Here is an 18,709-nt window from a genome sequence, read left to right as displayed (position 1 = left end):
GTTTCTACTATTCTAACACGGCGGGTTTCTTATTTGTTCACCCGGAAAGCCGGTATTTCCCATCACTTTTGTCAATCGGGCGATAAGTGAAATTTATGGACGTTGGCGGAAGTCTCCGTGACGGCTGATAATTATACCTTATGCGATATACCTTAAAATAAAATGAATAATAATATGTAAAAAGCTGTTTTTTTATCATTTGTAAAGAAAATAATCCCAAAGAAGTTTCTATTTTTGTGCCCTCATATTATTAATTAAGTAAAACATATTTGTAGATGGTAAAGAAAGTTGGGAATTTAATTCCAAACACCTTTTTTATTACAAAGGGTAGTGGTGATTCAGACCTGGAAAAGCATGCAGGTTCTTATCACATGGCTCTTTATGATGCCGGTATTTCAGACTTTAACATTATGACTTATTCGTCTGTTATTCCAGCAACTGCACATCTTGCAACCATGGACGAGATCGATCTTCCTCCATTTGGTACGGAATTGAAAACCATTATGGCGGTATCGCATGGTTATCAGGATGAGTTTGTATCTGCCGGTGTGGTTTACGCCTGGATGTACAAGGACGAAAACTTCGATGAGAAGGTTGGAGGCCTGGTATGCGAGGTCAGCGGCCGTTATCGTATCGAGGAGTTGGAATCACGTTTGATCCGTGTAATCAACGACTTGCACCAGAAGACTTACGGTAAGTATTATCTGGGTGAACTGAACTTCATTACCGAAGGTATTACCATCGAAAAGAGATACGGAACAGCTCTGGCTGCCCTGTGCTTCGTAGATTTCCTGATGCCTGAGATTGAAGATTAAAAGAAAATAAAATATCTGATTATCAGTATGGAAACAGAGGTAAGGCCACGGCTCTTATCTCTGTTTTTTTGTGGCTTCGGGAAAAACGGCATAAGTTTGTCATATTTGTAACCGGCTTATAGTATAAAATTCTCTTTATTTAAGAAACAATCCGTTTAAAGCTGTTGTTGTATGAAAAAGATTATTAATCCCTGGAAAGGGTTGGATGGCTATATGTGCTTCGGGTGTGCACCCGAAAATCCGCAGGGCCTGCACATGGAGTTTTACGAAGATGGTGAAGATATAGTTGCTTTCTGGGAGCCGGAAAGCCATTACCAGGGATGGTTGGAGACATTGCATGGGGGAATACAGACTACCATGATGGATGAACTGGCAGGTTGGGTGGTATTAAGGAAATTACAGACGTCGGGCGTGACTTCACGGCTGGATGCCCGTTTCCTGAAAAGTATCTCGACCCGGGAACCGCGCTTGATGATACGGGGGCGTATCAAGGAGCAGAAACGGAATGCCATATTCATAGAGACGGAGATATACAATTCGCAGAACGAACTTTGTTCGCGGGCGGACATCGTATATTTTGTCGTCACAAAAGAACAGGCGACGGAGAAGTTTCATTTTGCCGGCTGTAAGACCGAAGATGAAAAATAATGAACAGTAACAAAAAGAATAAAGTAAACGATTAACAAATGAAATACATCGGAGCACATGTAAGTGCGTCGGGTGGGGTTGAGAATGCCCCTCTGAACGCGAATGCTATCGGGGCCAAAGCATTCGCCCTCTTTACCCGAAACCAACGTCAGTGGAAATCATCCCCGTTGACGAAGAAAAGTATCTCCTTATTCAAAGAACGTTGTGAGGAGTTCGGTTACGAGGCGAAACATATCCTGCCTCATGACAGTTACCTGATTAACCTCGGACATCCGGACCCGGACGGGTTGCAGAAGTCGCGCGATGCTTTCCTGGACGAAATGCAGCGTTGCGAACAACTGGGGCTGGACCGGCTGAATTTCCATCCGGGAAGCCATCTGAACGAATTGCCGGTCGACGATTGCCTGGCTCGTATTGCCGAGTCGATTAACCGGACGTTGGACCAGACCGCAGGTGTCTGTGCCGTTATAGAGAATACGGCCGGGCAGGGTACAAACCTGGGATATACATTCGAACAAATAGCAGCCATCATCGATCGGGTAGAAGATAAAACGCGCGTCGGTGTCTGTATCGACACGGCTCATACGCTGGCTGCCGGTTATGATATTAAAACGGAGCAAGGCTTTACCGAAACCTTCCGCCACTTCGATGAAGTGATCGGTTTTTCCTATTTGCGCGGAATGCATATCAACGATTCGAAGAAAGACCTGGCGACCCGTGTAGATAGGCATGACAGTATCGGAAAAGGGGTGATGGGGATGACAACCTTTAAGATGCTGATGGCCGATCCTCGTTTTGACGACATCCCTCTGATCCTTGAAACCCCTGACGAGTCGATCTGGGCGGAAGAGATCGGTTATTTGTATACATTGTGATAAAGTATGATTCAAATAGGTCCCTTCTAAATGAAGGTTGACCCAAAAACAGGACAACTATGTTTATATTAATGCCAATTATTTTTATCGGGGGTATCATTGCTATTGCGCTTGAAGATAAGATTAAGATCAACAAAGCGGCAACAGCTCTTTTTATGGCCATTTCCTTATGGATGATATTGATGTTCGACGCTTACAACATTTTCGTTGAACGTTCCAATCCTCTGTTCGAAGAGTTTCTGATGCAGAACCCCGAAATGACAAATCTGCCGGCAAAAGACCAATTTATTAATTTTATAACCAACCGTTCTATCGTTTACCATCTGGGAAATGTGGCAGAGACCTTGTTTTTTGTGATGTGTTCCATGCTGATTGTCGATATTGTCGATAAACACGGTGGTTTCAGGTCGGTGACGGGATATATCCGCACCTCCAACAAACGGAAACTGTTGTGGTATATCAGTTTTGCCACTTTCTTCTTCTCCGCTTTGCTGGATAACCTGGCGGCAGCGATCGTGATTATGGCGGTACTTCGTAAGTTGGTTCCCGACAGGACCGACCGGTTGAAATATGCCTGTATGGTGATTATCGCAGCCAATGCCGGCGGTTCATGGTCGCCCATCGGTGATGTGACGACAATCCTGCTCTGGGTAGGAAAGAATGTGACGGCGATGCATCAGATTTCGCATGTATTTATTCCTGCACTGGTTAATATGCTGGTTCCGCTCTCCATTGCCCATTTCTGGTTGTTCAAGAAAGATGCCCAGCTGCGTGTCATGAGTGAGGAAGAGGCTGCCGATGAGTTTATTCCGGAAATACCAAATCATTCACGCCGGGTGATCTTTGTGATCGGCGTACTTTCATTGGCTTTGGTTCCGGTCTTTCAGATGCTGACCAATTTGCCTCCGTTCCTGGGGGTATTGCTGGGACTGGTTATTTTATGGATATATACCGATGTCATGTACAGCCGTTTGCATGTGCATGAATCGGAAAAGCTGCGTATTACCCAATTATTACCGAACATCGACCTGGCAACGATCTTTTTCTTCCTGGGAATCCTGATGGCGGTAGGCGCCCTGGAGACATCGGGACAGTTGGGGATCATGTCCGCCTATCTCGACAAGCATGTGCATGAACCTTATTTAATCAGCTTTGTGATCGGAGCTTTATCTTCCTGTGTGGATAACGTGGCGTTGGTGGCAGCGACGATGGGTATGTATCCGATCGTGCAGCAGACGGCCGACCTGGCTCCTTATGCACAGTTTTTTGTTTCCGACGGAGGATTCTGGACATTCCTTGCCTACTGTGCTGTAACAGGCGGTAGCATCCTGATTATCGGTTCGGCGACAGGTGTCACGGTGATGGGATTGGAGAAAATAGATTTCATGTACTATACAAAGCGATTTTCAATATTGGCATTGATTGGCTATATTTGCGGTGCGGCAGTATATATGCTATTATTCGCTTAAACTTATTTATATGAAAAGAAAATGGATTATCGCAGCAGCCTGTGCCGTTTTGCTTTCCGGAATGGAGGCAATGGCTTGTACGGGTTTGCTGGTAGGAAAGAAGGCATCGGTCGACGGATCGGTGATGATCAGTTATGCAGCTGATTCGCATACCCTGTATGGCGAGTTATACCGTTGGCCGGCAGCGACCTGGCCGAAAGGTGCCATGCTGGAAGTCAGGGAATGGGATACAAATAAGCCGCTGGGACAGATTCCGCAGGTGGAACAGACGTATTCGGTTGTCGGCAACATGAACGAACATCAGGTGGCTATCACGGAAAGTACGTGGGGCGGACGCCCGGAGTTGGTGGATACAACAGGTATTATCGACTACGGCAGCCTGATCTACATCGCCCTCCAGCGTTCAAAGTCGGCCCGCGAAGCAATCAAAGTAATGACCGACCTGGTGAAGGACTACGGTTATTACAGCAGCGGCGAGACTTTCTCTATCGCCGACAAGAACGAAGCATGGGTGATGGAACTGATCGGTAAAGGCCCGGGTAACAAAGGGGCTGTTTGGGTGGCCATCCGTGTTCCGGATGATTGCATCTCTGCACATGCCAACCAGTCGCGCATTCAGCAGATTCCTTTCGATGACAAGGAAAACTGTATGTATTCGCCCGATGTTGTTTCTTTGGCCCGCGAAAAAGGGTATTTCAGTGGAAAAGATAAAGACTTCAGTTTCCAGAAGGCCTATTGCCCTTACGACTTCAGCGCATTGAGAGGTTGTGAAGCACGTGTATGGTCTTTCTTCCGTAAATACGATAAGACAATGGATAAGTACACCGACTTTATCAAGGGCGATCCTTCCAAGGAGCCGATGCCGTTGTATGTGAAGCCGGACCGTCTGTTGTCTGTTCAGGACGTTCAGAACGGTATGCGCGACCATTTTGAAGGAACCGATCTGGATATGACGAAAGATGCCGGAGCCGGTTCTTATAAAGTGCCGTATCGCTGGCGTCCGATGACATTTAAGGTGGATGGACAAGAATATACCAACGAACGTGCCATCGCTACGCAGCAGACCGGTTTTGTAATCGTTCCGCAGATGCGTAACTGGTTGCCGGATGCGATCGGTGGAATCCTTTGGTTCGGTGTGGATGATGCCGATATGGCCGTGTTCACTCCGTTGTATTGCTCTATCACGGAATCGCCCGAGTGCTACCGGGTAGGAAACGGGGACATTATGAATTTCTCGTGGACTTCCGCATTCTGGATTCACAACTGGGTGGCCAATCAGGCTTACGGCAAATACAGCTTTATGATCAAAGACATTCGTCCGGTTCAGCAGGAATTGGAGAACAGTTATAAAGAGGTAATCCCGGCTATCGACAAGGCAGCCTCCGAATTGTATGCCAAGAATCCGGCGGAAGCAGTCCGGTTCCTGACCTGGTTCAGCACGACGACTGCCGATCAGGCAACTGCCCGCTGGAAGAAGCTCGGCGAGTATCTTTTAGTAAAATACATGGACGGAAACGTTAAGAAAGAAGAAAACGGCCAGTTCAAGCAAAATGGCTACGGACTGTCCGAATATCCTGATTTCCCTGGCTACGACGAAGACTATTATCGCAGTATTGTTAAGAGCGCAGGGGACAGACTTAAAGTAAAATAATTATATTTGCGCATAATGTTGAACTAAAATTAATGAGAGTATGAAGAAATTAATTGTTATGTGCATGCTGGCAATTATCAGCATGAGTGCATTTGCACAGACTCAGCAAGGACAATCGTCTTTCGGTTTTAATCTTGGTTATGGGTTTAACGATAATGGGAATGCATTGTTAGGATTGGATTATCGTTATAATCTGACGGATGAGGTTCGTTTGGCGCCTTCGTTGACTTACTTTGTGAAAGATAATGGAATAAGTGCCTGTGCGATCGACATGAATGTTCATTACGTGTTCAAATTGAGCGATATGTTCGGTTTCTATCCATTGGCAGGTCTTGATCTTTCATTCTGGAAATGGAGTGGTAAAGGTCATGTTGACGGACATAAAGTCAAAGTGAGTCAAAATGAAACCCGCTTTGGAGCTAATGTCGGTTTAGGTGGTGAAGTTTATGCAACCAACCAGTTGACTGTCGGTTTGGAATTCAAATACAATATCATAAAAGATTTCGATCAGCCGATTCTGGCGCTTCGCATCGGATATAATTTCTGATAAACAAATCGCTTTATAAATAGAAAGACCTCCCGGTAGAAAATTATTTCACCTGGGAGGTCTTTTTTCATTGATACTTCTTTGTTTTGAAAAGATAGGTCTTTTAAATTCAAAACACCTGTCTTTTGATTGCAAAGCATATATGTTTTGAATTCAAAAGATATATGCTTTTATTAGGTGACAATGTTGTTACCACTTCAGATAATCCTCGAAAGTAATCTTTTCGAAGTTCGGAATCACTTCATATACTTTATCCTTCAATGATTCTTCCGGGTTGGTGGTGCTCAGGCCGATAACCCGCATGCCGGCAGCCGTTCCCGCTTGTATGCCGGCAAATGAATCTTCAAAAACGAGGCAGTCGGCAGGGGAGACATGCAGGTCGTCTGCGGCCAGCAAGTAACACATCGGGTCAGGTTTCCCCTTTGTGATGCGGTCTGCGGTCACGATTGTATCGAACATGTTTTCCAGATGATGCAGTTTGAATGCCCGTTCAACTTTTGTATTGTCCGAACTGGTGACCAATCCCATCTGCACACCGTTCTTTTTCAGCAGGTGCAGAAATTCCAGGGAGCCGGGCATGGCGGGCAGAGGCATGGTGCTTTCGTATTCGGTCGATTCTTTGATGATCATCTGACGAAATTCTTCCGTGCGGTCGGAAAAATACTTTTCGATGATGTAGGGGAGTGTTGTGCCTTTGATGACGGCAGCAAAGTTGTCGATACCTGTTCCGTAGCGTTCACCTGCTTCATTCCAGAAAATATCGTAAATGGGTTCTGTGTCGACCAGCACGCCGTCAAAGTCAAAGAGAGCCGTTTTTAATTTCATAAAAATACCTTTATTGATTACATTTTGCACGCAAAGATAAGGCTATTCTTTGAAAAAGGTTCTATCTGTTGTAAAATAGCAACACTTTTGCTGTGCATTTATGAATAATCGTTTATCTTTGTGCCCGTACACATATGTTAGTTGACAGACCAGTAAAACAATTTTCTTATTTATAATACCTAAAAGAAAAACAGAATGAAAGCATCTTTGAAGTTTGCAGCCCTGTCTCTCGCGCTGCTTTGTTCCTGTCAGTCGAATGACGGCTGGCAAAAGTTATTCAATGGTAAAGATCTTACCGGTTTCAAGCAATTGAACGGCGAAGCGCCCTACCGGGTGGAAGACGGCTGTCTGGTCGGAACTTCGGTGACGGGCCAGCCGAACAGCTTTATGGCTACCGAACAGGAGTATGGTGATTTTATCCTGGAATTTGAAGCTCTCTGCGATCCGGCATTGAATTCCGGTGTGCAGTTCCGCAGCGAAAGCCGTCCGGATTACCAGAACGGGCGTGTGCATGGCTACCAATGCGAAATGGACCCTTCCGACAGAGCATGGAGCGGAGGCGTTTACGACGAGGCACGCCGTGGTTGGCTGGTGACGCTTGTCGATAACAAACCGGGACAAGCCGCCTATAAGAAGACAGATTGGAATAAATACCGTATCGAAGCGATCGGCAACAATATCCGCATCTGGCTGAACGGTGTGAACACGGCCAATCTCTATGACGACGAAACTGCCAAAGGTTTCATCGCTTTCCAGGTGCATGGCATCGGAAAGAATACCGATCTGGAAGGAAAAGAAATCAAATGGCGTAATATCCGCATAAAGACTGAGAACCTGGAGGCCGAACGTATGCAGGGAACCCTGGCTCCTGAAGTGAACCGTGTCCCCAACTACCTGACGGATGCTGAAAAAGCGGACGGATGGAACCTCCTGTTCGACGGACAGACAACTACAGGCTGGCGTGGCGCCCATAAAGAGGCTTTCCCGGATCATGGCTGGAAAGTGGAAGACGGACAGTTGATCGTCCTGAAATCCGGTGGCGGCGAGTCTACCAATGGAGGTGATATCGTGACCGATAAAGAATATGTTGCATTCGAGTTAAGCCTGGAATTTAAAATCACTCCGGGAGCAAACAGCGGAATCAAATATTTCGTGACGGAAGCAGAAAAACCTAGCGGCTCCGCCTACGGCCTCGAATACCAGATATTAGATGACAAACTGCATCCGGATGCCAAGCTCTACACAACGACTCCCGGCAGCCGCACCCTGGCAAGCCTTTACGACATGATGCCGGCCGGTAACAAACGTTTCAACGGTGTGGGCAATTGGAACCAGGCTGTCCTGAAAGTATTCCCCAACAACCATGTGGAACATTGGCTGAACGGCTTTAAAACATTGGAATACGATCGTGGTTCGGATGCTTTCCGTGAATTGGTGAAAGGTAGTAAATATGCTGCCCCGTCTTATAACGAGGCAGGACGTTTCGGTGAAGCTCCCCAGGGACATATCCTGTTACAGGATCATGGCGACGAAGTTGCTTTCCGCAGTATCAAAATCAAAGAATTAAAATAATCTTATTTTACACGGAGGAAGCTGCACAGGACAACCGGGCGGCGCACTTCGTGGATGATACGTTCAGAGGAGGTCAATATATTAAAAGTATATTGGCCTTCGTAATTTTTAAGGACAACCTCCAGGTCGCTGGAAGTTGCAAAGAAGAATCCTTCTTCCGGCATCTCCTGTTCGAAGTTGTGGAAACGGTTGCCGAGATAGAAATTAAGCCCGTACAGGTTCCTGTATTTCTTGAGATTGTTCATAACGAACATATTATTCTCATTCAATGGATATTCTTTCATTACCTTTTCCGCAAAAGGACGGGCAGAACCATCCTGGCGGATACCCCGCATGATAACCCCGTCGATCAGCAAATTGATCGTAAAAGTCAGGGCGATTGTCGCATACAGGATCTTGATGTTTATCTTCTTGAACATTTGGTAAAGCACCGTCAGCAATGCCAGCAAAACGACGATAACAATGCAAACCGTCAGTCCGTAACTGAAAGAAAATATGTTGCTGACAGCTTCGACCTGTGCCAGGGTAGAGGTACGGCTTGTGTACTGTGAAGCAATAGCCACGGGGTCGATAACACCGATCATCGTCAATCCGATGGCAATCAGTACCACGGTAGTGACCGATGCCAGGAAGGCAGCGAAGATACGGGTTACCTTTGTCCTGTATTCCGTGATATAGATGGCGTATTGTGCCAGGAATATTGCGATGAACGGATAAGCCGGCATCAGGTATACGCTTCTCTTGCTGGAAGGGATACTATAAAAGAAGATGATGCAAACCAATGCTACCAGGCTGAACAGTTTTTCCTTTTCCATGGAAAGAATATTATTCCAGCTGTCTTTCAGCATCTGTTTGAACGATACCTTTTTTCTCTGCCAGTTCAAACCGAAGAGGGAGAAGAAAAAGAAGATGGTCCAGGGAATAAATCCGGCAGCCAGCGTCATAAAGTTATACCATACGCCATTCTCGTGTCCCAGGTCATAATTGATATCGGGGGTATTGAGATGGAAGAAACGTCCGAAGTTCTCGGCAAGTACGACATCGAGAAATTTATCCCCTCCCTGTTTCCAGGCTGCGATATACCACAGCAGAGGCAGGAACAGAGACGAAACACCGATATAAAGCAGTGCCTTAAAGATTGTCAGCAGGCTGTATTTACGAAGCATCAGCAGATAAGCACCGAACACGAATAAAGGCAAAATAACTCCTACAGGCCCTTTAGTCAGAACCGCACACCCCAGCAATACCGGGATAATGACCGGCAGACCTTTCAACTCCAGTTGGTCTTCCCATCGGAACAACTGATAGAGGCCGATGACAATGAATGCCGTCAGTAGCATATCGACACGGGTAGTCATCGCCGCTCTGTGCATTTCAATGCACGTGAGTAGTAGGAGAGTAGCTATAAATGCCTGCTGGAATTTTATCCTCCGCCCGAAAAACATGAGCGTGCATCCCATCAGGCAGATAAAAGCGATTGTAGACGGCAGGCGAGAGGTAAACTCCGATACATATCCCTGCGGATAAGAGAAAGCAGCCATCAGCCAGTGTGCCATCGGCGGCTTATAGGCAAATTCGTTGGCATAAACCTGGGGTAATATCCAATTGCCTGATTCAAGCATGGATATGGCAACAGATGCTTCACGCGGCTCTCCTTTGGTGGAGAAATCACCCAGGCCGATCCAGGGAAGCACGGAGATTATACAGATTATAATAACCATTGTTACCGGCTTTTGCAGGTAGAGATATTGTAATGTCGGTGTACGCATATTCTTTTTGTAAGAGGACTAAACCAGTTAATGTCGTTATATCAGTTTGCAAAAGAACGATTTTTTGCGGACTTTTTCCTCATTTTTGATAACTTTTTATGTCCCTAAAGATTCTTTGATGGAAGAACGTATGACTTCCGCATCCTCCTTGTTTTCTTTCAGAATGGAAAGAACGAAGTTTAAATAACTCTCCTTGTTGCTGATACCGCAGAAGTTGCATACACGGCTTTGCGGCAGCATCCCTTTTTGATTATACACACGAAGGATATTCTTATAATCTCCCGTTTCGATGTACTGGTTGAATTTATCTTTTATCCCATTGTATATTTCATCGACATGGACGTTGTAACGGATGCTTTCCACATGCTCGGTCAGTTGTTCGACGGTCGTTATCTTGCGGTCGACCGTTGTTTCCAGTTTCTTGCGGACGCGGTGTTTGGCATGCAGGATAACCTGGCTTTCGAGGTCCTTCTCAAAGAGTTTGACTACATTTTCCTTTACCAGGGTAAATACGGTATCGGGATCTTTCATCATACGGCGTGCCACGGTACGTATCACGGGTTCGAGCATCAGCAGGTTTTCCACTTCGGCTACGTCGGGAACGAAGATATGCTGGTCATGCAGATAGTCTATCTCTCCCTGTGTACGGCGGTCGCGGTCTACGATCCCCATGGATTCCAGCGTATGGAAGTCCTGCAACTGCCGGAAAGCCTTTGTCGTTTCGATCACCTTCTGGCAGCCACCCATCGGCTTGACCATATAATCGGGGAAGATCAGCGGATAGAGGCGGTTGTCGATACTGTTGGAGTCGGTCCCTTCGATGAACAGGATCGGCTTGCGGCTCCCGAGGATATCTATATATACTTCTTCGGGAAGGCTGTCGCTGTTTTCTATCAGTTGGTAGTCCCAGACATGGGCGTCGGCATTGTAGTCCCTGATCCATATCCGCTTGCCTTCCGGACGAGAAGTGGCGAAGTCGATATCGTGCGTCAGATAAACGAATGTGCAGTCCGGACGCATGGCTTCGATCTCGTCCCAAAGCAGGTTCTTAATCGAGTTGTGAAGCAGTATTTCCGGCTCTTCGATCACCAGCAGTTCGTTGGGACGGGCACAGAGTACGGCGCCTATCAGGTAGAAGACGATCTTTTCGCCGTCGCTCATTCTGCCGGCCGTATAAGAATCGCCGTCGCGGCTGGTGGAAGCCAGTTCAATAAAGCCGGACTTCCTGACCAAGCGGTTATGCGGGAACATTTTCTCCCAGATGGCCTGTATACGGTCTATTTTGGTAACGGGCGGTTCCAGGTCCGGGTTCAGCTTGCAGGCTTCCTTATAGTTTACCGCCGCCTCAAATTCTTCGCTTTGCAGGTGGAGGATCAGTTTTTCGTATTCTGAGAGGCGGGGCATGAAGATGCGTTCCGCGATCATCGATTGCAGGCGTGCCAGTTCATTGCCTTCGACAGGCACAGGTTCTTCACTGCTGATAAACAGGGAGTGCATGCCGGATATCTTTTTACTGTTGTCGGAGTAACGCTCCAGCAGATCTCTGCCGAACGAACTTTTGCCGGCACCATTTGCCCCGATAACGACAAGTATATTCGTGTCGAGCACGATTGTTTCGGAGGCATTCAACTTGGAAGGGAGAGTGAGTTCCATACAGGTACTGATTTATTTTACTCCCAAAGGTAATTAAATTATTCGTATTCTATAGCTTGGGCGATCTTTTTGACGGAGTAAAAAAATCTGTAAATGGCAAACCAATGATTAAGATCAAGGATGTCATTTACAGACTTTTCTTCATATTTATTTTTAGTTATTAAAGTGATAACTACCCGAACCTATCTCGATTTCCGTATAGGAGGCAGTGTCATTCACCCTCCTGATACCCGATTGGTTGGATTGTTTGATCCGGAACTCTTTCGGTATCCGTACGACGGCTGAGGTGTTGCCGGGGATTGTAATATCCCAGCTGAAAGTACCGTTTTCTTTTTTCCACGCACTTTTGATCTCTCCGTAGACTGATTCGTAGGAGGCGGAAACGGCATTCAGCCCTTCGGGAAATACCGGAGCCATGATCAGCTTCTTATAAGCGACGGATTCCGGAGCGCATTTGATTCCAGCCAGGTTTTCATAGTACCAGATGATCAGGTCGCCCAGTAACATGACATGGTTGGCGGAATTCATGGCAGGGTCGGCGGTATCTCCGTTCCAGAGTTCCCAGATGGTGGTGGCACCTTTCTTTGCCATGTATCCCCAACTCGGGTAGGTGTCGTTCGTAGCAATCTTCCAGGCCATATCTACCCGGCCGTATTCGGTGAGGCCGCGCATCAGATGCTGGATGCCCAGGACACCGGTACTGACATGGCCGCCGAAGTCTCCCTCCGTTTTCTTGACAATGTTGGCAAACACTTTTTCTTCATATCCTTTGGGAACGAGTCCCAAACGTAATGACAGGATGTTGGCTGTAACCGTATTGTTGCCGTATTGAGCTGTTTCCGGATGGAAATATTTCGCGTTGTAGGCTTCTTTCATCTTTGCTGCCAGTTCCTGATAGGCTGCAATATCGTTTTCCTGTCCGCTTAGCCGGGCAAATTCGCTCATCATATTCAGCAGGCTGTAATACATGGTTGTAGACAGGATAGCACCGTCAGTCTTACGGGCCGGGTCCTGCGAATGAATTAACTCCTGTGATTCCGGGGGCATACACCAGTCACCGTAAGTGTCTTTTACGATGATATAATCCTGCATGGCTGTTTGTTGTATGCGTTGCATCCAGCGTTTCATAGACGGGTAATGTCTGATGATGGCACTCTTATCCCCGAACTGGCGGTATAAGAGGTTGGCTACATAGAAATAGGCGGCAGGCCAGGTGACATCGTCGTTGTATATCGTCCAATAACGGGGAGATACGTCGGAGATGCTTCCTTCCTGGCTTTGAGAGTCTTCGATATCCTGCAACCATTTATTATACAGGAGGGCGTTGTTGAAGATGAATGCTTCCCCGTAGGCTCCGGTTACACGATCTCCCAGCCATCCGTGGCGTTCGTCGCGTTGCGGACAGTCGGTCGGCATGCCCCGGTAATTGCCACGAATACCCCAATAGGCATTTTTATAGATCTGGTTCACCAGAGGGTTGGAAGTTTCAAACTTTCCGGTCGTTTTCATTTTGTCATAGATTACTTTTCCGGTAAAGGCGGATAATTCCGGCTTATAATCAAGCCCCGAAATCTCTACAAAACGGAATCCGTGATAGACAAATATCGGTTCCCAGCTGAACTGGCCGTCGCGGGCCGGGGTATATATATCGGTTACATTGGCACTACGCAGGTTTGCAAGGTAAAGCGAACCGTCTTCCTTGAGTAATTCAGCAAATTTCATGGTGACTGGTTGATCTTTCTTTCCTTTCAGGCTGACAGCCAACCTGCCGACCATATTTTGTCCCATGTCGATGATATATTTGCCGTCCGGTCTTTCGGTGATGCTGACCGGCTTGATTTCTTCCTGGATACGGAGGTTCGGATTTGACTGTACGGTTAATTTACCGGCGGGAGTTGTCATGACATCTGCCGTGAGCCATTTAGAGTCGTCGAAACCATTTTTGTTCCAACCGTTCAGTTCCAGGCGGGCGTCATATTCTTCGCCGTCAAATTCGTTGTTGGCGATGATCGGGCCTTTGGAGGTTACTTTCCATGAGGTATCGCTGACTATGACGGTTTGCGAGCCGTCGGCATACTCGATTTCCAGTTGTGCAAGCAGGGAGGGCAGCGTTTCCTGCCGGTCTCTCATTGCGAAATAACGACCGTTACCCAAGGCAACGCCTATCGTATTTTTATCTTTTGACAACAGATCCGTCACGTCATATACATTATAATATACACGGTTAGGATACCAGGATGGTCCGGGCGCGAAAATATCTTCGCTTACAGGTTTTCCATTGATATAGGATTCGGAAAAACCGAGGCCGGAAATGTATAGAACAGCTCTTTGAATCGGTTTATCCGCAACAAACTCTTTGCGGAGATAGCGAGCGGCAAGACGTGTCTTCCCTTCTTTCGTCTCTCCGGGGTTGGAAAGATTGTTTTCGCCGATCCAGGTTGCTTTCCAGTCGGAAGGATTGAGCAAGGTCATCGACCAGGTGTTTATCGGACTCCAGTCCGTTGAGCCTTGATTCGTATTGGCTTTAATACGCCAATAATATTGTTTTCTGGATTGTAACGGATTGCCTCCGTAGGGGATGAGTATGGACTCATCGCTTTTCACTTCACCGCTGTCCCAAAGCAGTTCTTTCCCGTTTTTCAGGTTATCGGGAGATTCGGCAACCTGTATCTGATAGGAGGTCTGCGTGAGATCGGGTGATCCGGAAGAGATTTTCCACATAAAGCGGGGTTGTGATACACCAATGCCTACCGGGTTTTCTTTCATTTCAACCCGAAGATCTTTGATACTGACCGTTTGGCCGGAAGTACATCCTGCCAGTATAATAACCAAAGTAGTCAATAATGAGGATAAAGTAGCTTTCATTTGCATTCGAATTAAGTTAAGTCTGTATAGAACAGGGATAATACATCTTCCTTAGTTTCACAAAGTTAGGATATTGGATATTGAAAGGGTTTTTAATTTTGACTTTTTTCCTTTGTAAAATGATATTGTTAATGGATAATTCTATGTTTTATGCCAAGTTGTCACAGCAAAAACGACTGGAGCCAACAGAGGACTTCCAGTCGTTTTTGCTGTGAATAGCTATAAGTCAGTTAGTTTTTTTATTACTATCCGAACCGTGTCCCGCAATTACCACAGAAGACTTTTTCTGGTTCCAACGCTTTGCCACAGGAAGGGCAGAAGCGGGGAGCGGCAGAAACGGGGGCAGGCGGATCGTAAGAGGGAGCGACTGCCTGTGGTATTTCTGCCGGAGATTGTTCTTCACCATAGCCGGATGCTTGTCCCGCATAAGCCGGTTGCGGTTCGCTTGTGCCTTTGTTGAACAGTTCTTTGAACTTTTTTGACAGGTTGCACAACTTGTCGTAGAGGTCGAAGGTGATCTGGGTGGTCGGAGCTACCTGCATATAGCTGCTCATCATTTTTACCAGTATCCAGCTGTCGATAAAAGCATATTTTACCGTATAAGCGAACAGCAAGGAGATAATGAAAGCCATAAATCCGCTCCATCCAAATAGACGGAACTGCCCGCCGAAGAGGACGAATGCCACCAACGTTACTGCCACGAATGAAAGGATAACCACACCGGTTGTCTTCGCTGCGTCTTTCAACAGTGTCTTCCAGTTCTTGAAATAGATAACCACACCGTCGGCGGCTGATTTATAGGCATTCTGTTCCGGATGGGCGAAGGTATATCCCAGGCAACATTCATCGACGTAGCCGAGGGAGATATCCAGAAACATATTCATGAGGCTTTTTACGCCATCGGCTCCCGGCAGTGCTCCGAGCAGTCCGTCGGTGATACGCCCCAGGGTACGTTGCAGTTGTTTGACGGAACCGGCTACCAGTTTGTCGAGTGCGAAGTATACGTTGGAGGTACCGAAGCGTTCCTTCACCATCGTCTTTCCGGTTTCAAACGGGTTGGCAGGGACTTGCCCTGTTTGAAAGGCTATCGTTATTACGGCTACATGCCCGGCTTTCACCAGATAGCCGATGTAATGGTTGAGGAAGAAATTCACTATCCCGATCAGACTCAGCCAGATAATGAACATGATTGCGCCGACTCCTCCACTATCGAACAGGACGGCGATACCCATCATGATGGCGAACAGAACGACGGCTATCAGGATATTGAGCAATCCCAGCCCCAGCTTGATCCAGCCGAATTGCAGTGTCTTTGAAAAAACTTCTTTTGCTGTCATAACCAATAGGTATTAATGTTAGAACCTGATCTTGAAGGAACCTTTATCCGTTTTCACGATATAAACACCCGGTGAGAGTGTTGAAACATCTATTGTAGATGCAGGGCTTTCCTTTACCAGCTGCCCGACGATGGCATATATTTCGATGCCGTTTTCGGCAGCCGGGACTTCGAGGATGGTTCCGTTCAGTCGCCATTCTGTTTTTTCGACAGTGATGGTTTCGTTGCTGTTGGGGTTGTCCGGTTTATGATCGGAATAGTAGGCGTAATCTTTGCCATCGTATTTCCAATCGGTAGCTATTGGAATATAAGTTTTCCCCCAGTTTTTGGTGATTACCGGGTTGCCTTTATCTACTATTTCGCTTTTCGTTTCAGACATTACCGCCCAGGCCCCCATCATATCGGTTGATAGTTTGGTCATGCTGACATCTCCATCGTAAGTCATTTCTGTTTTGATGTTGAGAGTCATTCCTTCCGCCGTAGTTGTGAGTTCGAGTAGAGTAGGCATACCTGCGGAGTTGACCTTTACGTTGGTTATATTTACAACGCCTTCCTGTTGCCAGCTACCGCCTTCCCGGGTAAAACTGGTAATCATTTTCGGATAAATATGATCATTTTCGTAGGTCATATCTGTCTTATCGGTTTCCGTTCCGTCGGCAGAATAACCGATAGCCGTTGTTGTACGTCCTTTGCTGTCGAGCGTGTTGACGGTTTTACCGGCCGTTTTCCAGCTGCTTGTCGCTTCCTCCCAGGTATAATGGTTGGTCTGGGTGACGAAGTTCTTGTCATTGAATACGTTTTCTTCTTTTGTACTCTTTTTGTCGTTCTCATCATAATGGATGGTGCTGTCCGGCGAAGCGGTAAGGAACGTAGGAAGATCGAATGCACTACGCAGTGTAACCGATGTGTTCTGTGCCATCAGATTGGCTGAGGCGAACAGGGCAGTAGCTGCCATAAGTATAATCTGTTTCATAAGAGTAAATTATTAGAGATGAATACTATTTTAATAAGCGATATTTTCCGATAAGCGGGAGCTCTTTGGCGCGACCGTTCACGGCATTGAGAATTCCGATCACGGCCAGTATGGCAAATACGAAACCGAGAAGTCCGATGATGCTCACCACAAAATAAAGTCGCCATGAGATGGCGAGGATCACGCCGCTTAGAATGCTGTACGCTATACCATATATTATGGATGCGATGCAAAGCAGCAAACCCTGGTTGGAATGATATCGGGCAAAAGGCGAGTCTTTGGCCGCCAATATCGGAATAAGAACCAGCGGGCCGAAATAGGCGAGGATCGACATGCCTTTGTGCTGTTCGATGTCTCTGGGATCGAACTGGGCCGTGCTGTCGGCCGTGTTGTTCAGGTTCGAGAAGGTATCGCCGGCAGCCGGTTGGGGCTGCTGAGCCTGGGGCGGTTGTTGTACCGGTTGAGGCTGTTGATACTGTTGCTGCGGAGCTGCCGCCGGTTGGGGCGGTGCTTCCGGAGTAGGAGCGGCGGCTGCCATCGGTGCGCCGCAGGCCGGACAGAATTTAACTCCGTCGTTTACTTGTTGTCCACATTTTCCACAGAATGCCATAAATGTTTCCTCCTTTAATTTAGTTGTTTTGTTTCTTATTGTTATTTATTCGAGTGATTTGAGTGTATCTGTAATGTCACTGAGGCCGGAACCGAACATGCTTCCGAAAATAAGGAAGATGATGCCCGAAAGAACCGCGCTTATCAGCATGATAATGAGCATGGCACGGGCGAAGTTCGTCTTATTCACTTTCCGGCAACCGCCGCATGCCCATACAAGGAGCAGGATCAGGTTGACGATGGGCAGCATCATCAGCAACATGATGCCGATATAGCCGCCTGTTGTGATCGGTTCGTATTTGCTGCCGGGAGGCAGGGTGTTCGGGTCGGGAGCAGGTGTATAAGGTTGCGCCGCATAGGGTTGGGCTGTGTAAGCCTGTTGAGGCGGTGGTGCGGTCTGCGGTTGCGCATAAACAGGGGAAGCCTGCGGTCGTACCTGTTGTGCAGGGGTCGGAATTGTTGCCGTTATTCCCATCGGTTTTCCGCACGAGGTGCAGAATTTTATATCGTCGGGGACTTGTGTCCCGCAAAATGTACAGAAAGCCATAATCATTTCCTCCTTACTAGTGTGTTTGTATTCGTATTATTCTATCTGCGTGCCGCAGCTGCTGCAAAAGCGGTAACCGGCAGCCACTTCTGCTCCGCAATTGGGACAGAAGCGTTTGGCGGCGGGAGCTTGTGCCGGAGGAGCGAGGCGTGTGCCGCATCCCTGGCAGAAGTTTGTTCCCGGCGAATTGTAGCTTCCGCAATTGGGACAGCTGTGTGCTGCCTCTTCAGCTTCGCGGCGGGCGCGTTCTTCGGCTTCCGCTTTTTCGCGCAGTATCTTTTCGTCGCGTGCAGCCTGCAAACGCTCTTCTGCTGCATAACGGTTGTTGAAGAGTACCTCCAGCTCGGTTTTTATCTCGGGATGGCTTTCGCCGCCGTCGGTATCGTATACCGCCCTGCCGAGGCGGGCGAAGATCTTCTCCTCCTTTTCGGAAAATTCTCTCAGCTCGGCCTGGGCGGTCAGTATTTTTACATCCGGATCGTCCTGAGGGAGGAAGCCGGATACGCCTTTTATTAATCCGTCTATGATGTTTGACATATTGTTGTTGTTTGATTG

Annotated in this window: 16 protein-coding genes; 7 read left to right on the top strand and 9 right to left on the bottom strand. The window is 47.3% G+C overall.

Annotation, left to right across the window (positions count from 1 at the left end):
- The first annotated feature begins 275 nt into the window (after positions 1-275).
- The 6 genes from K6V26_RS11765 to K6V26_RS11740 all read left to right on the top strand — a co-directional run bounded on the left by K6V26_RS11765 (position 276) and on the right by K6V26_RS11740 (position 6,005).
- Positions 276-815, top strand: a complete 540-nt coding sequence (locus K6V26_RS11765) for a pyruvoyl-dependent arginine decarboxylase (RefSeq protein WP_007655998.1) — start codon at positions 276-278, stop codon at positions 813-815.
- A gap of 171 nt (positions 816-986) precedes the next feature.
- On the top strand, positions 987-1,463 hold the full coding sequence (locus K6V26_RS11760) for a PaaI family thioesterase (protein WP_046147331.1): 477 nt from the start codon (positions 987-989) through the stop codon (positions 1,461-1,463).
- Positions 1,464-1,501: 38 nt separating this feature from the next.
- Positions 1,502-2,338, top strand: coding sequence for a deoxyribonuclease IV (gene nfo / locus K6V26_RS11755; RefSeq protein ID WP_048317689.1), 837 nt, complete (start codon positions 1,502-1,504; stop codon positions 2,336-2,338).
- A gap of 59 nt (positions 2,339-2,397) precedes the next feature.
- Entirely contained in the window at positions 2,398-3,807 is a 1,410-nt protein-coding gene (gene nhaD / locus K6V26_RS11750; RefSeq protein WP_007656003.1) for a sodium:proton antiporter NhaD, read from the top strand.
- A gap of 10 nt (positions 3,808-3,817) precedes the next feature.
- Positions 3,818-5,458, top strand: coding sequence for a dipeptidase (locus tag K6V26_RS11745; protein ID WP_007656005.1), 1,641 nt, complete (start codon positions 3,818-3,820; stop codon positions 5,456-5,458).
- Positions 5,459-5,498: 40 nt separating this feature from the next.
- On the top strand, positions 5,499-6,005 hold the full coding sequence (locus K6V26_RS11740) for a porin family protein (protein WP_224265420.1): 507 nt from the start codon (positions 5,499-5,501) through the stop codon (positions 6,003-6,005).
- 189 nt (positions 6,006-6,194) lie between these two features.
- Here the strand turns inward: K6V26_RS11740 and K6V26_RS11735 are convergent, their stop codons facing one another.
- The gene (locus tag K6V26_RS11735; protein ID WP_224265419.1) at positions 6,195-6,830 is read right to left on the bottom strand and encodes an HAD family hydrolase; all 636 of its coding nucleotides are present in this window, start codon (positions 6,828-6,830) and stop codon (positions 6,195-6,197) included.
- Positions 6,831-7,025: 195 nt separating this feature from the next.
- Between K6V26_RS11735 and K6V26_RS11730 the strand changes: the two genes are divergently transcribed.
- Positions 7,026-8,402: a 3-keto-disaccharide hydrolase gene (locus K6V26_RS11730; RefSeq protein ID WP_224265418.1), complete on the top strand. Its 1,377-nt coding sequence runs from the start codon at positions 7,026-7,028 to the stop codon at positions 8,400-8,402.
- A gap of 2 nt (positions 8,403-8,404) precedes the next feature.
- On the opposite strand, the gene K6V26_RS11725 is transcribed toward K6V26_RS11730, so the two are convergent.
- From K6V26_RS11725 to K6V26_RS11690, 8 genes are all read right to left on the bottom strand, one after another.
- Positions 8,405-10,171 carry an ArnT family glycosyltransferase gene (locus K6V26_RS11725; RefSeq protein WP_224265417.1) on the bottom strand — a complete coding sequence of 589 codons (1,767 nt, stop codon included), beginning with the start codon at positions 10,169-10,171 and terminating at the stop codon, positions 8,405-8,407.
- A 96-nt stretch (positions 10,172-10,267) separates the two neighbouring features.
- On the bottom strand, positions 10,268-11,824 hold the full coding sequence (locus K6V26_RS11720; RefSeq protein WP_224265416.1) for a DUF4435 domain-containing protein: 1,557 nt from the start codon (positions 11,822-11,824) through the stop codon (positions 10,268-10,270).
- 153 nt (positions 11,825-11,977) lie between these two features.
- On the bottom strand, positions 11,978-14,689 hold the full coding sequence (locus K6V26_RS11715) for an alpha-L-rhamnosidase (RefSeq protein WP_224265415.1): 2,712 nt from the start codon (positions 14,687-14,689) through the stop codon (positions 11,978-11,980).
- Positions 14,690-14,934: 245 nt separating this feature from the next.
- Positions 14,935-16,026 (bottom strand): zinc-ribbon domain-containing protein, encoded by a 1,092-nt coding sequence (locus K6V26_RS11710; RefSeq protein WP_122329151.1) that lies wholly within the window; start codon positions 16,024-16,026, stop codon positions 14,935-14,937.
- A gap of 18 nt (positions 16,027-16,044) precedes the next feature.
- A complete protein-coding gene (locus K6V26_RS11705) occupies positions 16,045-16,998 on the bottom strand; it encodes a T9SS type A sorting domain-containing protein (RefSeq protein ID WP_122329150.1) in 954 nt (317 codons plus the stop codon).
- A gap of 25 nt (positions 16,999-17,023) precedes the next feature.
- On the bottom strand, positions 17,024-17,608 hold the full coding sequence (locus K6V26_RS11700; protein WP_224265414.1) for a zinc-ribbon domain-containing protein: 585 nt from the start codon (positions 17,606-17,608) through the stop codon (positions 17,024-17,026).
- Positions 17,609-17,653: 45 nt separating this feature from the next.
- Entirely contained in the window at positions 17,654-18,154 is a 501-nt protein-coding gene (locus tag K6V26_RS11695; protein ID WP_122329187.1) for a zinc-ribbon domain-containing protein, read from the bottom strand.
- 36 nt (positions 18,155-18,190) lie between these two features.
- Positions 18,191-18,691, bottom strand: a complete 501-nt coding sequence (locus K6V26_RS11690; protein ID WP_158599477.1) for a zinc ribbon domain-containing protein — start codon at positions 18,689-18,691, stop codon at positions 18,191-18,193.
- Positions 18,692-18,709: the final 18 nt, after the last annotated feature.

It is taken from the genome of Parabacteroides goldsteinii (assembly GCF_020091425.1).
GTDB classification, from domain to species: domain Bacteria; phylum Bacteroidota; class Bacteroidia; order Bacteroidales; family Tannerellaceae; genus Parabacteroides; species Parabacteroides goldsteinii.
The sequence above is the reverse complement of the archived record's forward strand: the minus strand, read 5'-3'. Positions and strand labels throughout refer to the sequence as shown.

Coding starts and splice junctions, on each gene's coding strand:
- K6V26_RS11690 (WP_158599477.1), bottom strand. CDS start 18,691: ATGTCAAACATCATAGACGGATTAATAAAAGGCGTATCCGGCTTCCTC.
- K6V26_RS11695 (WP_122329187.1), bottom strand. CDS start 18,154: ATGGCTTTCTGTACATTTTGCGGGACACAAGTCCCCGACGATATAAAA.
- K6V26_RS11700 (WP_224265414.1), bottom strand. CDS start 17,608: ATGGCATTCTGTGGAAAATGTGGACAACAAGTAAACGACGGAGTTAAA.
- K6V26_RS11730 (WP_224265418.1), top strand. CDS start 7,026: ATGAAAGCATCTTTGAAGTTTGCAGCCCTGTCTCTCGCGCTGCTTTGT.
- K6V26_RS11725 (WP_224265417.1), bottom strand. CDS start 10,171: ATGCGTACACCGACATTACAATATCTCTACCTGCAAAAGCCGGTAACA.
- K6V26_RS11760 (WP_046147331.1), top strand. CDS start 987: ATGAAAAAGATTATTAATCCCTGGAAAGGGTTGGATGGCTATATGTGC.
- K6V26_RS11710 (WP_122329151.1), bottom strand. CDS start 16,026: ATGACAGCAAAAGAAGTTTTTTCAAAGACACTGCAATTCGGCTGGATC.
- nhaD (WP_007656003.1), top strand. CDS start 2,398: ATGTTTATATTAATGCCAATTATTTTTATCGGGGGTATCATTGCTATT.
- K6V26_RS11735 (WP_224265419.1), bottom strand. CDS start 6,830: ATGAAATTAAAAACGGCTCTCTTTGACTTTGACGGCGTGCTGGTCGAC.
- K6V26_RS11740 (WP_224265420.1), top strand. CDS start 5,499: ATGAAGAAATTAATTGTTATGTGCATGCTGGCAATTATCAGCATGAGT.
- K6V26_RS11745 (WP_007656005.1), top strand. CDS start 3,818: ATGAAAAGAAAATGGATTATCGCAGCAGCCTGTGCCGTTTTGCTTTCC.
- K6V26_RS11720 (WP_224265416.1), bottom strand. CDS start 11,824: ATGGAACTCACTCTCCCTTCCAAGTTGAATGCCTCCGAAACAATCGTG.
- K6V26_RS11765 (WP_007655998.1), top strand. CDS start 276: ATGGTAAAGAAAGTTGGGAATTTAATTCCAAACACCTTTTTTATTACA.
- K6V26_RS11705 (WP_122329150.1), bottom strand. CDS start 16,998: ATGAAACAGATTATACTTATGGCAGCTACTGCCCTGTTCGCCTCAGCC.
- K6V26_RS11715 (WP_224265415.1), bottom strand. CDS start 14,689: ATGAAAGCTACTTTATCCTCATTATTGACTACTTTGGTTATTATACTG.
- nfo (WP_048317689.1), top strand. CDS start 1,502: ATGAAATACATCGGAGCACATGTAAGTGCGTCGGGTGGGGTTGAGAAT.